This window comes from Rhizobium sp. CB3171, assembly GCF_029714265.1.
Lineage (GTDB): Bacteria > Pseudomonadota > Alphaproteobacteria > Rhizobiales > Rhizobiaceae > Rhizobium.
This window is the reverse complement of the sequence record NZ_CP121653.1, coordinates 1,416,042-1,429,914: the sequence shown is the minus strand read 5'-3', so window position 1 is coordinate 1,429,914 and position 13,873 is coordinate 1,416,042. Positions and strand designations below refer to the sequence as shown.

Annotated in this window: 16 protein-coding genes; 7 read left to right on the top strand and 9 right to left on the bottom strand. The window is 60.2% G+C overall.

Features of this window, described 5'->3' with window-relative positions:
- Positions 1-140: 140 nt before the first annotated feature.
- Positions 141-1,526 carry a sigma-54 dependent transcriptional regulator gene (locus QA648_RS25965; RefSeq protein WP_283051510.1) on the bottom strand — a complete coding sequence of 462 codons (1,386 nt, stop codon included), beginning with the start codon at positions 1,524-1,526 and terminating at the stop codon, positions 141-143.
- Positions 1,523-3,400, bottom strand: coding sequence for a sensor histidine kinase (locus QA648_RS25960; protein WP_283051508.1), 1,878 nt, complete (start codon positions 3,398-3,400; stop codon positions 1,523-1,525). Before QA648_RS25960 ends, QA648_RS25965 begins: the two co-directional genes overlap by 4 nt.
- 221 nt (positions 3,401-3,621) lie before the next feature.
- Between QA648_RS25960 and QA648_RS25955 the strand changes: the two genes are divergently transcribed.
- Positions 3,622-4,947, top strand: coding sequence for a dicarboxylate/amino acid:cation symporter (locus tag QA648_RS25955; RefSeq protein WP_283051507.1), 1,326 nt, complete (start codon positions 3,622-3,624; stop codon positions 4,945-4,947).
- A gap of 144 nt (positions 4,948-5,091) precedes the next feature.
- On the top strand, positions 5,092-5,676 hold the full coding sequence (locus QA648_RS25950) for a hypothetical protein (RefSeq protein ID WP_260304942.1): 585 nt from the start codon (positions 5,092-5,094) through the stop codon (positions 5,674-5,676).
- A 15-nt stretch (positions 5,677-5,691) separates the two neighbouring features.
- Here QA648_RS25950 and QA648_RS25945 read toward each other — a convergent pair whose 3' ends face one another.
- The 4 genes from QA648_RS25945 to QA648_RS25930 all read right to left on the bottom strand — a co-directional run bounded on the left by QA648_RS25945 (position 5,692) and on the right by QA648_RS25930 (position 7,391).
- Complete coding sequence (locus QA648_RS25945; RefSeq protein ID WP_199773645.1) at positions 5,692-5,835, bottom strand: hypothetical protein; 144 nt, start codon at positions 5,833-5,835, stop codon at positions 5,692-5,694.
- Between the two features lie 15 nt (positions 5,836-5,850).
- The gene (locus tag QA648_RS25940; RefSeq protein WP_283051505.1) at positions 5,851-6,147 is read right to left on the bottom strand and encodes a BON domain-containing protein; all 297 of its coding nucleotides are present in this window, start codon (positions 6,145-6,147) and stop codon (positions 5,851-5,853) included.
- A gap of 77 nt (positions 6,148-6,224) precedes the next feature.
- Complete coding sequence (locus QA648_RS25935; protein WP_283051503.1) at positions 6,225-6,587, bottom strand: hypothetical protein; 363 nt, start codon at positions 6,585-6,587, stop codon at positions 6,225-6,227.
- Positions 6,588-6,665: 78 nt separating this feature from the next.
- Complete coding sequence (locus tag QA648_RS25930; RefSeq protein WP_104826511.1) at positions 6,666-7,391, bottom strand: MgtC/SapB family protein; 726 nt, start codon at positions 7,389-7,391, stop codon at positions 6,666-6,668.
- 126 nt (positions 7,392-7,517) lie between these two features.
- Between QA648_RS25930 and QA648_RS25925 the strand changes: the two genes are divergently transcribed.
- The 5 genes from QA648_RS25925 to QA648_RS25905 all read left to right on the top strand — a co-directional run bounded on the left by QA648_RS25925 (position 7,518) and on the right by QA648_RS25905 (position 10,780).
- Positions 7,518-7,745, top strand: a complete 228-nt coding sequence (locus tag QA648_RS25925; protein WP_104826512.1) for a hypothetical protein — start codon at positions 7,518-7,520, stop codon at positions 7,743-7,745.
- A gap of 176 nt (positions 7,746-7,921) precedes the next feature.
- Positions 7,922-8,356 carry a CBS domain-containing protein gene (locus QA648_RS25920; RefSeq protein ID WP_104826513.1) on the top strand — a complete coding sequence of 145 codons (435 nt, stop codon included), beginning with the start codon at positions 7,922-7,924 and terminating at the stop codon, positions 8,354-8,356.
- Between the two features lie 34 nt (positions 8,357-8,390).
- A complete protein-coding gene (locus tag QA648_RS25915; protein WP_283051499.1) occupies positions 8,391-9,038 on the top strand; it encodes a protein-L-isoaspartate(D-aspartate) O-methyltransferase in 648 nt (215 codons plus the stop codon).
- Positions 9,039-9,228: 190 nt separating this feature from the next.
- Positions 9,229-10,242, top strand: coding sequence for a LacI family DNA-binding transcriptional regulator (locus QA648_RS25910; protein ID WP_260304944.1), 1,014 nt, complete (start codon positions 9,229-9,231; stop codon positions 10,240-10,242).
- A gap of 163 nt (positions 10,243-10,405) precedes the next feature.
- Entirely contained in the window at positions 10,406-10,780 is a 375-nt protein-coding gene (locus tag QA648_RS25905) for an NUDIX hydrolase (RefSeq protein WP_245464172.1), read from the top strand.
- A gap of 18 nt (positions 10,781-10,798) precedes the next feature.
- Here QA648_RS25905 and QA648_RS25900 read toward each other — a convergent pair whose 3' ends face one another.
- Genes QA648_RS25900 through QA648_RS25890 form a run of 3 tightly spaced genes read right to left on the bottom strand, consistent with a single transcriptional unit; the run spans position 10,799 to position 13,873 of the window.
- Positions 10,799-12,001, bottom strand: a complete 1,203-nt coding sequence (locus tag QA648_RS25900; protein WP_283051493.1) for an FtsX-like permease family protein — start codon at positions 11,999-12,001, stop codon at positions 10,799-10,801.
- Positions 12,002-12,005: 4 nt separating this feature from the next.
- On the bottom strand, positions 12,006-13,157 hold the full coding sequence (locus tag QA648_RS25895) for an ABC transporter permease (RefSeq protein WP_283051491.1): 1,152 nt from the start codon (positions 13,155-13,157) through the stop codon (positions 12,006-12,008).
- A gap of 5 nt (positions 13,158-13,162) precedes the next feature.
- Positions 13,163-13,873: an ABC transporter ATP-binding protein gene (locus tag QA648_RS25890; protein ID WP_283051490.1), complete on the bottom strand. Its 711-nt coding sequence runs from the start codon at positions 13,871-13,873 to the stop codon at positions 13,163-13,165.

The window sequence follows — 13,873 nt, the reverse complement described above, 5'->3', positions numbered from 1 at the left end:
GAGATGCTGATCATCGACCACGGCACAACTCTCATATCTGTTGGCCATAGGGTCGGTAACGTTTGGGTAGAAGATCAGTTCCTGATCGCTTCGATCGGCGCCCCGGCATGGCGGTTTTGTCGCAGGGCCGAAGACATGCTCTAATCACCCACGCGTGGTCGTCGGTCGTCACCATCGAAGCCTGCAAAATCTCCCCGAACAATGCCATGGCGCTGGAGCTTGTCGTAGAAAGTCTTCCGCGGGATGCCGAGGGCCTCGATCGTACGGCGGACATCGCCGCCGTTTTGAGCGAGGGTCTCGCGGATCAGCTCGGCCTCATAGCGCTCGATGCGGGCGGGCAGGGGCAATGTGTTATCTGCGGAGACGATTTCGCTTGCCTTCGGCTCCGCCGCCGATTCCAGACCTAGAACGAAACGCTCCGCGAAATGCGAAAGCTCGCGAACATTGCCCGGCCAATCGTGGTTCTGCAGACGATGACGGACAGCGGCGGACATGGCGGGCACTTCGCGCTTGAAGCGGCTGGCGGCGCGATCCGCGAAATAGCCGAAGAGCAGGGGGATATCATCGCGCCGGTCGCGCAGCGGCGGGATGGATATGGTGACGACGTTGAGGCGGTAATAGAGATCCTCACGGAAGTCGCCGCGTTGGCGCGGGTCGCCGAGATCGACCTTCGCGGCCGCCACCACGCGGAGGTCGACAGGACGCACCTCGTTGGTGCCGAGCGGGGTCACTTCCCGCATTTCCAGCACACGCAGCATCTGTACCTGTATTGCCGGCGGCATGCTTTCAATCTCATCGAGAAACAGCGTGCCGGCGCTTGAATGCTCGATGCGGCCGATGCGCTTCTTCTGCGCGCCGGTAAAGGCGCCGGGCTCGTGGCCGAAAAGCTCGCTTTCGATGACGGTCTCCGGCAGCGCGCCGCAATTGAGCGCCACGAAATTGCCCTTGGCGCGCCGGCTCCAGCGATGCAAGAGGCTTGCGACTACCTCCTTGCCGCTGCCGGTCTCGCCGGTCACCAGCACATCGACATCCGTATCCGCGATCTGCCGCAGCGTATGACGCAGCCGCTCCATCGCAGGGGTCTGGCCAATCAACGGCAGATCGCCCTGTGCCTGTTCGGCCGCAATGCGGAGCGCGCGGTTTTCCAGAACGAGCCGGCGCTTTTCCGCCGCCCGCCGCACGCTTTGTACCAACCGGTCGGTGGCGAAGGGTTTCGTGATGAAGTCATAGGCGCCGTCCTGGATCGCCTTGACCGCCATTGGGATATCGCCATGGCCGGTGACCAGGATGACCGGCAGGTCCGCATCCTGCTCTTTGACGCGACTGAATAGCTGCTGTCCATCCATCTGCGGCATGCGGATATCGGAGACGATGACGCCTGCAAAACCGGCCTCCAGCGCGCCGAGTGCATCGGCCGCGGTGGAGAAGGCGGAAACGGAAAAGCCGGCGAGTTCTAGCGTCTGCTTCGTCGCTTTCAGCAGGTCCCTGTCGTCGTCGATTAGAAAGACCGCGGAAACGTCGCTCATGAAATTGCCCTGCGCAAATGAATGGTGAAACGGGTGCCGTTCTTGCCGCTTTCAACCTCGATGCGGCCGCCATAGTCGGCGACGATGTCCTTGGAGATAACAAGACCGAGGCCGAAGCCCTTTTCCTTCGATGTGTTGAAAGGCGTGAACAGCGAATGGAGGATCGCCGGCGGAATACCGGGGCCGTTGTCAGAGACGATGACAGCAATGCCGTCGGTCGTTTCCTGCACCGAAACCTCGACTTTCGGCTGTTCGCGCCCTTCCAGCGCTTCGAGCGCGTTTTGGAAGAGATTGATCAGCACCTGCTCGAGCCGAACGCGTGTGCCGATGACCGCCAATCCGGCGGGCGGAGGATCGATCGCCAGCGCATCGAGCCGGCCGGCAAAGCGGCTTCTGAGCAGGATCACGGCGCCTTCGATGACGCTCCTCAGTTCCACCGGTTCCGGCGCGGTTCGTCCCTTGCGGGCAAATGCCTTCAACTCTTCGGTAATCGTGCCGATCCGTTCGGTCAGGGCGGCTATGGAAGTAAGATTTTCCTTTACCGGCGCGATCTGCTGTCGCTCCAGGAAGATATGGGCATTGTCGGCATAGGCGCGAATGGTCGCGACCGGCTGGTTGATCTCATGGGCGACGCCGGCGGCGACCTGGCCGAGGATTGCTAGGCGATTGGCCTGTACCAGATCCTGCTGCACGACCTGCAGCTTCGCCTCCGTCGTGCGGTGATCGGCAATTTCCGCTTCGAGCCGATCCCGGGCGCGGCTGAGATCTTCGGTGCGCTCCAATACGCGCCGTTCCAGCTCCTCGCGAGCGACCCTGCTGATGGCGATCTGCATCACGGATACGTGGCGGCGCCTTAGCAGGAAGGCGGCGATCGCCAGGATCGGCACCAGCACAGTCAGGACGAGGAAGCGCGTTTCACGGACCGTGGAAGAAATTGCCTGATCCGTCGGGACGAGATAGTCCAACTGCCAGGGCGTCGAGGGGATTGCTGTTCTCAGCCGCAGATATTCCGCAGCGCTGCTTCCCGGTAGGACCGCGCGCACGATCGAGACATCCGGACCGATCGCTTCGGGGCGGGCGATCGGCAGAGGTGTCAGCGACGCATCGCCGAATTGCAGGCTCTTGCGGATGGCGGCGAGGTTTTCAGCAGGCAGCGGTGATGCCGTCATGAAGCGCCAGGAGGGAACGCTGGTGATCAGCACGACCCCATGCTCGTCGGTGACATAGGCCGGACGGCCGGCTTCCCGCCAATCGGCTTCGAGCTGGTCAAATTCCATCTTGACCACCACGACACCCAGCGCGTTCTCCGCGTCGCCGACGCGGCGGGAAATGTAAAGCCCGGGGCGGTTGCTGACATTGCCGAGCGCGAAATGCTCCGCCGTTCCCGCCTCCATCGCCCGCCGGAAATAATCACGGAAGGAATAATCATTGCCGACGAAGCTCAGTGGTTCGCGCCAGTTGCTGGATGCGATCGCGACACCGTCCTTGCCGGTGACGTAGAGCACCGAGGCCTTGGTACCGGAGACGAGGCTTTCGAGCTTGCGGTCGAGCGTGGTAACGGCATCGCCTTTGGCCGCCGCAAGTGCGTCGCGCACCTGCTGGTCGTCCGCGAGGAGAAGCGGCAAGGCGCGGGGCCGTTCGAGGACGGCTCTCAGCAGTGCGACCTTCAGGTTCGCGTCGGTGCGACCCTGGACCTGCAATGCCTCGATTGCGGTCATGCGGCCGTAAACGCCGGCGCCATAGAGCGCGGCTGCGATGAGGATCGCGCAGAAAGCCGTAAAGACCAACCAGACACGGCGAGAGCGCCGGCCTAGCTGCTCTGGCGTCGAAAATCGTTCCATGGTTGGCCGCTGCAGCATCATGACATTGTGCATGATTTCGCGCGTATCGCAATTCGATCTGTGCGGATTGCCGCACAGATTTGGAGATCTAGCTACCGACCTTCATAAAATCTGCTTTTATATCAATAAATTATTAGGAAATCCTTCATTTGGCACGCCCGTTGCAACGATCCGTCAAACAGTCGGAGGCTGTTGAAGATCAGTAGTCGTTGCCCGGAGGGCCGAAGGATCGGTTGGGCATAACGGAGGATATCATGATTGCACCCGTCGCTGCCGAGACACACGGCAAAATTCCCTTTTACAGGCATCTCTATGTGCAGGTTCTTGTCGCGATCGCCGCCGGCATCCTGCTTGGACATTTCTATCCGCAGATCGGTGCGTCTCTGCAGCCGCTCGGCGATGCCTTCATCAAGTTGGTCCGCATGGTCATCGCGCCGGTCATCTTCCTGACGGTCACCACCGGCATCGCGGGCATGTCGGATCTCAAGAAGTTCGGCCGCGTCGTCGGCAAGGCGTTCATCTACTTCCTGACCTTCTCGACGCTGGCACTGATCGTCGGCCTCATCATCTCGAACGTCGTACAGCCGGGCGCTGGTATGCACATCGATCCGGCAACGCTGGATACGAAGGCCGTCAACAATTACGCCGCTCAGGCTCATGACGCGACGGTGGTCGGCTTCCTGATGAACATCATTCCGGACACGATCGTCGGCGCCTTCGCCAAGGGGGACATCCTCCAGGTGCTGTTCTTCTCGGTCGTCTTCGGTATCGCACTCGGCGCTGTCGGCGAACGCGGCCGCCCTGTACAGGACTTCCTGCAGGCACTGACCACGCCGATCTTCCGCATGGTCGCCCTGTTGATGAAGTTCGCGCCCATCGGTGCTTTCGGCGCCATGGCTTTCACCATCGGCAAATACGGCATCGGCACGATCGCCAACCTGGCCTTCCTGATCGGCACCTTCTACGCTACATCGCTGCTGTTCGTGCTCGTCGTTCTCGGCGCCGTCGCGCGCTACAACGGCTTCTCGATCCTGGCGCTGATCCGCTACATCAAGGAAGAATTGCTGCTCGTTCTCGGCACCTCGTCGTCGGAAGCAGCACTTCCCGGCCTGATGAACAAGATGGAACGCGCAGGCTGCAAGCGCTCGGTCGTCGGTCTCGTTATCCCGACAGGCTATTCCTTCAACCTCGATGGCACCAACATCTACATGACCCTGGCGGCGCTGTTCATCGCGCAGGCGACCGATACTTCGCTCTCGCTCACTGACCAGATCTTGCTGCTGCTCGTGGCCATGCTGAGCTCCAAGGGGGCTGCCGGTATCACCGGTGCCGGCTTCATCACGCTGGCCGCTACCCTTGCCGTCGTGCCGTCGGTTCCGATCGCCGGCATGGCGCTCATCCTCGGCATCGATCGCTTCATGTCGGAATGCCGCGCCCTGACGAATTTCGTCGGCAATGCCGTTGCGACTATCGTCGTCGCCCGCTGGGAAAACGAACTCGACCAGACTAAGTTTGCCGCCGCCATGGCTGGGCGATTGACCAGTGACGTCGATCCGCCGGCGTTGCAGGCAGCGGAATAACGACGCTATCGGCATCTCTGGAAAATGCGAACGGCCTCCCTTCATGGGAGGCCGTTTTCAGTTTCTGCACCCTGAATTAAACCGGAACATCGGCCGCCAACAGACGTTTTCCATTGACACTGCAGGCCGTGCCAAACGGACGTGATGGTGCTGAAGAACATGGAGATTTTTCCGTTTTCTCTCCATGGCCAACGAAATGGCAGGCGAGCTTCCAATCCATCCGGTCTGCAGCCCGCACTTTCATCGATGGAGAACAGCATGGACGAGAGCTTCAAGCTTTGTCGGCCGGTTCCGATCGCAACAGTTGGCAATCGCGATGCCGGTCACATCACGAGCGTGGTGTCATCGCCAGTACGAGCAACGACCACGCCATCAACTTCACCTAAGTCTGAAGCCAAGCATCGATCGCTTGGACGGTTCCTGCTGCTGGCGGCTGCGCTAACAGTTGCAATGCCGGGACTCATGTCCGCGCAACAGCTCAAGATGCCGAACAGCGAACGCTGCCGGGCTCCCGACGCCAATAGCCAGACCCAAGGTGAAAACCAAACCGCATTGGCTGATCCTCAGGATAACGACGATAAACTTTCGGATTGCGGCGGTGTGCTGAAGCCGCCTGTGACTGGAGACAGCGCTATGGAAAAGCCTGCGCCGCGTGGCGGCAAGACACCGGTTATTCCGCCTAGCGAGGTCCCGGGCCAGCAGGAACAGCAGACGCCGGAAGCCAAATAATCCGTTTTGGGAACTCTACGGCTTGGGTTCCGGTTGCTCGATGGTTTTCTGAGCGACAGTCGAATCCTGGTTCTTTCCGGTCACGAACGGCTTGATGACGAGGATGCTGAGGATCGAGGCGACCATCAATCCGATAATGATGATCAACAGTGCGCGCATGCTTGCCTACGCTTTCTATCGCGGCCTACGAACACAAAGATTGCTGTCGTGACCGCTGATGCCGCTTACCTGCCGCGAATGGGTCTCGACGCGTCGCTTGGCCTCGTCGTTTTCGACGGATCCTTCGATGAGAACGCGGCCATTGTTGACGGTGACGAAGACGCCGGAGATATCCAGCAGCGGGTCTTCGCTCAGTTTCCTATGGATTTCCGCGCGAATCTCCGCATCCGGCCGCCACTGCGATTCGGATACCTTGAAAGGGTTTTTCTCAGGCTTTGTCGACGGCGCATATGTCTTGGGCTGACGTCGCATGACGCTTTCCCTTCGTTGGGTTCATGAAATGCAACATGAAAAACGCCATAAGGTTCCATCTCGCAGCCCCGGGCCGCCTATCGACTCCTGAGGACCTCGTGCAGCAAAAAGCCGGCAAGGCCGCCGATTGCCAGCATCGTAACATTGCGCATCGTGCGGTGCTCTCGCGGCTGCGAGGCTCTGACCGCCTCCGCAATCCGGCCGGCGGCAGCATCCAGGGCTTGCTTGCGTTGCCTGTCACAATCCGGCGTATCTGCCGACCGAAAGTCGTCCGTGCCCGGCTCCGCGTAGGTGAAGTTCACTTCCAGCCTCTCCATATCAGGCGCAAGGGCATCGATGTCTCCGGAGCCGCCGGCAGCCTGATCAAGCGCCTGCTGGGTGCGGATATCGGCGTCAGCGGAGGGGGTGGCGTTGGTTTCCATCTCTCTCATTTTGGCCATGGCATCCTCCTTTTGTTCGAAGGGCAAACCATCGCCAGTCAAGAATGTTCCCCGTGAGCATTCTTGTGCATTTCATGGTCATGTAGTCGTCGTCGTCATCTCGAAAGAGACTACTTTGTAGCGCTCTTCGACATCAGCCAGCAGTTTTGGCGCGCCGCCGCTGATACCCCCATGCTTCCATCGCACCTGATAGGCGGCATGAGCCGCGCCGTCGGCCTCATTTATCGATTTGCCGACAAAGCAGAAGGAATATCCGAGTGGAGCGAAGGCCGTTTCGATCTTTGCAATATCGGCGCTGTCGGCAAGCTCGATCACCACGCGCGCCTTTTGCTTATGCGATATCAGCTCATCGAACCATTTAAAGAGTGTGAGCACGATGAAGGCCACCATAGCTCCGGCGGACCCGACCACAAGTTGCCCGCCGCCAATGCACAGGCCGATTGCCGTCATGATCCAAAGCGTTGCCGCTGTTGTCACGCCTGTGACCAGATCGCCGCGCTTGAGGATGGCACCACCGCCGATAAAGCCGACGCCCGTCAGCACGCCGAGCGGAAAACGCAGTATGTCCATGGAGACGAATGATTGGAATGTTTTGCCCGTCATGGGGAGCAGCAAATTGGCCTGAATCATGGTCAGGCATGCCGCCAATCCGACCAGGATCGTCGTCCGAAATCCGGCGGCGTGCCCACCTGCCTCGCGATTGAGGCCAATCAGCCCGCCGGCGGCGACGACCAATAGGACGCGCATCGCGATATCCATCCAAGTGGGATTCAAAGGCATGAGCTCGATCATCGTACTCGGCATCGCACCCTCCTGACGTTCGTGGCCGGCTTGAATGCCGGAACAAAGCTGAAAGGATTTCGTTCCGCCTTCAAGGAGATGAAAGGGCTCGCCGCGATTCCGGGCCTATGAAACCTCAGGAGAATGCATATGACTATGACTGCAAAAGAGATCGTCTCCGTTCTTGGACCAGTCGATGAGACTCTGATGGCCGATATCTCCGCGACCGGCGCAACTCTGGGCGAGCTTGCGGAGGCTTGGGCCTGGGTCAACAATGACGAGGCTCTGATCGGCGAGGGCAGGACTCTGCCGAGCGGCAAGGTAGCCACGCTTGTCGATCTGCTTTCTGCCGATGAGGACGACGAATTCGCGATGTAATTTCGATTATCCGCGCTGTGGACGGGAACAGATCGGCGCTTCGCCTGTTGTTGTAGCGGGCTCTCAGCGGAGGGCACCGCGACCAGTGGGGTGCCGGGCGCCGCCCGATCTAAGGTCGCCGGAAAGATTGTCCTGTGCCTAAAGGCCGGACGAAGCGTCCGCTCATGGAGGAACCAATGAAAGTTCGAGACGCCATGACGCACGACGTGCGCATTACCAATCCTGACGAAACGATCCTGCAGGCTGCACGGACGATGGCGGATCTCGACGCCGGTGTCCTGCCTGTCGGCGACCATGACCGCCTAGTCGGCATGATCACCGATCGCGATATCGCCATTCGCGGCATCGCCAATGGCAAGGGGCCGGACGCGAAGGTCCGCGATGTGATGACATCGGAAGTCAAATATTGCTTCGATGATCAGGAGATCGACGAGGTCTGCCGGAACATGGGCAACATCAAGGTCCGTCGCTTGCCGGTGCTGGATCACAGCAAACGGCTGGTCGGTATCCTCTCGCTCGGCGATATCGCCCTGTCGCAAAGCAACGGTAGTGCCGGCCAAGCGCTGAGCGGCATTTCCCGCCATGGTGGCGAGCATAGCCAGACGGCGTGAACGGCGGCTTGTGCGGGAGTGGAGACAGCCGGCCATGCACGGGCGTCTTCATATGGTGGAAAAACAGATCGCCGGGCGCGGCATTCGCGACCCGGCGCTGCTGAATGCCATGCGCCTGATTCCACGGGAAAACTTCGTCGAAAAGGGCTTCGAGATGTTTGCTTATAACGACTGTCCGCTGCCGATCGGCAAGGGGCAGACGATCTCTCAGCCCTACATGGTTGCGCTGATGATCGAGGCAGCCGAAGTCAAGTCCATCGACACGGTTCTCGAAATCGGCGCGGGGCTTGGCTATGCGACCGCTATCCTCAGCCGCATGGCGGCTCATGTGTTTGCCGTGGAGCGCCATGCCTCGCTTGCGGCCGGAGCGACCGAACGACTACAGCGTCTTGGCTATGACAATATCGATTTGCGTTGCGGAGACGGTTCAAAGGGGTGGCCGAAGGCCGCCCCCTTCGACGCCATCCTTGTTTCAGCCGCCGCGCCGGAGGTGCCCCAGGCCCTGAAAGAACAATTGACCGTAGGCGGCCGGCTGGTCATCCCCGTAGGGCCGGAAGAGAGCAGGCAGACGCTTCTGAAAATTGTGCGGAAAGGCCCGGATAATTTTACCACCCAAAATCTCGGCGCCGTGATTTTCGTGCCGCTGATCAGCGAGCATGGCGGAACTGAAGACTATAATTGATCACATTGCTTTTGCCGCGAAGTACGCACGCCCTCTCTGTATTCGTTCATCTTGCAAACGCGTGCAAATGCCGCATGACCTTACGGCACCCATCAACAGCTTTCTTCATAAAACTGTCACGACATCGGCTCACAGGATGATGCACGCAATTGCAAAACCGAGCAAAGCCGCATGCCGGCTGGAGAGAAGCGTGTCGCAGAAAGTGTTCGTGAGCGCACAAGAAGTCGCGGACTGCGCGGGGGTGTCCCGCTCGGCCGTTTCGCGCACGTTCACACCAGGGGCGAGCGTGTCGCCGGAGACGCGCCGGAAAGTGCTCGAGGCCGCCGATGCGCTCGGCTATCACGTCAATCATCTCGCCCGCGGGCTGATGCGCAACGAAAGCGGCATCGTATGCCTGATCGTGTCCGACATGGCCACCCCGCATCGCTCCGGCCTGATCAAGGCACTGACACAGGAACTGCAGCACAGCGGCAAGATTGCCATGCTCGTCAACACCGATCTGCTGGACGGTAGTGTCGACCTCGCGTTGCGCCAGGCGATCCGCTACCGCGCCGATGCCTCGATCATTATCTCCGGGATGCCCGATAAGTCGATTACGCAACTCTGCCTGAAGAGTGGCCAGCGATTGGTGTTGATCAATCGCGATGACGAGCAGGACGGGCCCTTGCGGATCAATCTCGACGACGAAGAGGCTGCTGCCCGCGTCGTCACCGCCTTCCTTCGTGCCGGCTGCCGCAGGCTCGCCTTTGCCAATTCGGAGGCCGGCACACCAAGCCTCATGGCAAGGGAGCACGGCTTCGTCGCTGCGGCCAGGGCGCATGGTCTAGAGGTCGTCGTCGAGCGCTACGGGTGGACAAGCTATGAGAGCGGCAGGGTCCTTGCGCAGAGGCTCCTAACTCTTCACGAGCGCCCGGATGCCGTCTTCTGCGCGACCGATCTGCTTGCCTGCGGCTTCATAGATGCCGCCCGCCACCAGTTTCGCATTTCCGTTCCCGACCAGCTCTGCGTTGCCGGTTTCGACGATATCGAGCAGGCCTCCTGGGCATCCTACCAACTAACGACCTTTGCTCAGCCGCTTGCCACGATGGCGCGGGAGGCGGTCGCGTGGCTGGAGAGCAAGGAGGCGGCGAAGCCTGAAGGACGGGTACATGCCATCCGTCTTCATGCCGATCTCGTGTGGCGCAACTCGATCAGGGGTGGCTGACGACATGGCACCTTTGACCTCAGGGCAGACAAAATCCTCGAGAGGAACGGACAGATTTCTTTCCGATCTCGCCTCCCATGCGGATGAGCTCTTTAACGGCCCCGTATATGAGCAATGTGCTGCGATCTGTTACCGGAGAAATGAGGAGCTTGGTATATCGGAAGTGCTTCTCGTCACCAGCCGCGAAAGCGGGCGCTGGGTTATTCCGAAGGGCTGGCCGATAAAAGGGAAAAAGCCGCATGAGGTGGCCGCGATCGAGGCTTTCGAGGAAGCCGGCGTTCGCGGCAAGATCAAGAAGAAACCTTTCGGCTATTTCACCTATCTGAAGCAGCTCGCCGACGGCAACCGCGTTCCCTGCATTGTGCAACTGCATTTGCTCGAAGTCGAAAAAATCTACGAGGATTTTCCGGAAAGAGGCCAACGCCGCAACGCATGGGTCTCCTTCATCGAGGCTGCGAACCGCGTGCGCGAACCGGAACTCAAGGGCCTTCTTCTGGTGGCTGACCGAAAGCTTAGGCGGGCGAAAGCAAAGAGATAGCGTTCGCCACGTCCGTCCTCAGCCAATCTCCGTTCGCCCGCTCATCGCCAGCCGCAGCGGAATGCGCGTCGCAGCTACCGCCGGCAATGCACCGCCGACGGCGCCGATGATCAAGGACAGCCAAACGGCCTTCGTTACCAGGGCAGGAGACAGGACCAGTTGAAACCCGATCTGCGTATGATCGGCGCTCATCGTTGAGGCGGTCCAGCCGTTGAGGACGGCATAAGAAAAGCCGACGCCGATCAGGCATCCGAAGCAGGTCAGGATCATTGCCTCGATCCAAGTGCCGGCAAAGGCAGCCCGCCGGCTGAAGCCGATTGCGCGGACGGTGGCAATCTCGGTGCTGCGATCCGACACGGAGCTGAACATGGTCGTCATCGCACCGACCACCGCGCCCGCGGCCATGATCACCGCCAGCGGCCAGCCGAGAAGGAGGATCAGCTTCGACGTGCGTTCTGCGAGCGCTGCGAAATAATCCTGTTCCGACCGCAGAGTTAGCCCGATCTGCGGCGTATCTGCCGCCATGGATTGTAGTGCCGGCAAGGCTTCCTGCGCGGTGAGCTTGATCCTGACGCTCTCAACCAGATTGGGCCGGTTGAACAACGTCTGCACCACGCCGATATCCGCCAGCATTTCGGATTCGAAGACGGAGCCGCCGGCGTCGAAAATACCGACGACGGTCCATTTCGATGTGCCGAGCGTGAGCCGTTCGCCAAGCGCCAATCCCTTGTAGTCAAGGCTCAGCCGACGCCCGACGATGATCTCGCTGGCGCCGGGATTAAACATACGGCCATCAACGATCCTGACATTCGGGCGCAGGCTGAGCCCGAACGGACCGATGCCGCGCAAGGAGAGTGTTGAAAGCAACCCGCCGGTCTTCTGCGGCACATCCACCGGGACGACCATTTCCGGCGACATCACTGAAGCTCCGGCCGCATTGGTCGCGATTCCGGCAGCGCCCTCGAGGAAATGAAGCTGGGACGGTTCGATCCGGCTGCCGAGCTCCGTCGCCGCCCCTTTTCCCAGAGCAATGACGATATTCTTGGAGCCAGCTTGCAGCAGGGAAGTCCGACAGCCGTTCGACATCGCCAGGAAGCCGAGCAGAACCGCAACGACCATCGCAACGGAAAAGACCAGGGAAAGGGAAATCCATGTCCGACGGCGAAGCGATTTCAGATTGGATATGGTCAAGGCCATGGATTGATTGATGATTGTGCTCATCGTCTCATCTTTCTCTTAAAGCGGCGTTGGGCGGCACTCGAATGGCATTGAAGGCTGGCGCGACACCCGTTGCGAGCGCTAGCAGGACAGCGAGGCCGGTTGCTTCGAGAATGATCGTGGGGGTGAGCACGAGATCCGGCACGATCGTGCGCAGCGGCTCGCACAGAAACATGACAGCCGTAAAGGCAAAACCGAGGCCGAAGCTCAGGCCTACCGCAAACAGGGCGAAGGTCTCAGCCAGAATATTGCCGAGGATGAAGCGCCGCGAAAAGCCGAGGACCTTCAGCACGCCGATCTCCCGTGTTCGTTCGCGGATGGCGAAGAACATGGTGTTGGCGACGATCATCAGCATGGTCACGAATGCCACGCCGATCACCAGACGCACGATGGTCGCGATATCGGCAAACTGCGCGATAAAGGCCCTCATGAACTCGGCTTCCGTCCTCGTCCGTGTCTCGTAAGCGGAGTTGGCAAAGAGGGTGTCGATGGCTTTGATGACGTCGTCGGCGCGGACACCGTTCTTCGGCACGATGCCGAAGCTGCTGATGGTGTTGCGATCGGTACTGCGCTCGGAATTGACGTAGTCATACCGCGCCATCACGAAATGGGTATCGGCGGATTGCTTGCCATCCAATATGCCGACGATTTCGAATTCGAAGTCCGAACTGCCGTCGGTCTTGAAGAAGCTGGAGGTATTCAGCGTGATCTTCTGGCCGAGCACCCAACCCTCCTGTGTTGCGATGCTCCGGCCGGCGATGGCGCCATTCCGGATTTGGGCGAAGCGGCTGAGAGCATCGGCTGGGATATCGTATTGATCGCCGATGAAGCCGGCGAAGGTGCCGGGCTCCGCCGCCGTCAGGCCCAGAAAATTCGCCGGTGTCCGGTAGGTCGCGCGGCTGCGCGCCATGTAGGTTGCCACGGCGACATCGGGCAGGACCCGGATCTTGTCGTAATAGCTGATCGGCAAAGGCAGCGTGTCGCCGACCTTGTTGGTCACGATCAGACGCTCCGAATCTACCTCACCACCCAAAAAGCCGTGTTCGAAACTCGTCAGGATGAGGTGGATGAAGAAGGCGATGGCGATGCTCGCGATCAGCAGGGCGCTGCGCATCGGTTTGCGTGCCATGGTCCGGCGAATGAGAGTGAAGCGGCTCATGATGATCACGCAGCCTCGCGCTCGACAAAATGGCCTTTGTCCAGGCGCAGAACACGTCTGGCGGAGCGCGCCGCCGCATCGTCATGGGTGACCATGACGATGGTCTTGCCGAGCTCCGAGTTGAGGATGCGCAGCATGGCGAGCACGTCTTCAGCGGACTCGCGATCGAGATCGCCGGTTGGCTCGTCGCAGAGCAGCAGTTTCGGATCGCTTGCCAGCGCCCTGGCGATCCCCACCCGCTGCTGTTGGCCGCCTGAAAGTTCCGACGGCAGATGCTTGCGCCGGTCGGTGAGGCCGACGAGGGAGAGGATCGTTTCGACCCGCTCGCGACGCTGGCGTCCGGTCAGACTCGTCAGCAACAGTGGAAGCTCGATATTCTGCTCCGCCGTCAGCATCGGCATCAGATTATAGAACTGAAATACGAAGCCGATATTGGCGCCTCGCCACTTTGTCAGGGCGCTTTCGTTCATTCGGCTGATGCGCGCATGGCCGAAATTGATGTCGCCGGCATCGGGGCGATCGATACCGCCGATGAGGTTCAGAAGGGTGGATTTGCCGGAGCCGGAAGGGCCGACGATCGCGACGAAATCGCCTCCTCGGATGGTCATGGTCAGATCCGAAAAGATCGTCACGGCGTTCTTTCCGATGCGGTAGTCCTTGCGCACATTGTTGATCGAAATGCTGCCGTCTTCCGGCGTCGATGCGCTCTCATCCAT

Coding starts and splice junctions, on each gene's coding strand:
- QA648_RS25965 (WP_283051510.1), bottom strand. CDS start 1,526: ATGAGCGACGTTTCCGCGGTCTTTCTAATCGACGACGACAGGGACCTG.
- QA648_RS25955 (WP_283051507.1), top strand. CDS start 3,622: ATGATTGCACCCGTCGCTGCCGAGACACACGGCAAAATTCCCTTTTAC.
- QA648_RS25945 (WP_199773645.1), bottom strand. CDS start 5,835: ATGCGCGCACTGTTGATCATCATTATCGGATTGATGGTCGCCTCGATC.
- QA648_RS25940 (WP_283051505.1), bottom strand. CDS start 6,147: ATGCGACGTCAGCCCAAGACATATGCGCCGTCGACAAAGCCTGAGAAA.
- QA648_RS25930 (WP_104826511.1), bottom strand. CDS start 7,391: ATGCCGAGTACGATGATCGAGCTCATGCCTTTGAATCCCACTTGGATG.
- QA648_RS25890 (WP_283051490.1), bottom strand. CDS start 13,873: ATGGATGAGAGCGCATCGACGCCGGAAGACGGCAGCATTTCGATCAAC.
- QA648_RS25915 (WP_283051499.1), top strand. CDS start 8,391: ATGCACGGGCGTCTTCATATGGTGGAAAAACAGATCGCCGGGCGCGGC.
- QA648_RS25920 (WP_104826513.1), top strand. CDS start 7,922: ATGAAAGTTCGAGACGCCATGACGCACGACGTGCGCATTACCAATCCT.
- QA648_RS25900 (WP_283051493.1), bottom strand. CDS start 12,001: ATGAGCACAATCATCAATCAATCCATGGCCTTGACCATATCCAATCTG.
- QA648_RS25935 (WP_283051503.1), bottom strand. CDS start 6,587: ATGGCCAAAATGAGAGAGATGGAAACCAACGCCACCCCCTCCGCTGAC.
- QA648_RS25960 (WP_283051508.1), bottom strand. CDS start 3,400: ATGCACAATGTCATGATGCTGCAGCGGCCAACCATGGAACGATTTTCG.
- QA648_RS25895 (WP_283051491.1), bottom strand. CDS start 13,157: ATGAGCCGCTTCACTCTCATTCGCCGGACCATGGCACGCAAACCGATG.
- QA648_RS25950 (WP_260304942.1), top strand. CDS start 5,092: ATGGTGCTGAAGAACATGGAGATTTTTCCGTTTTCTCTCCATGGCCAA.
- QA648_RS25925 (WP_104826512.1), top strand. CDS start 7,518: ATGACTATGACTGCAAAAGAGATCGTCTCCGTTCTTGGACCAGTCGAT.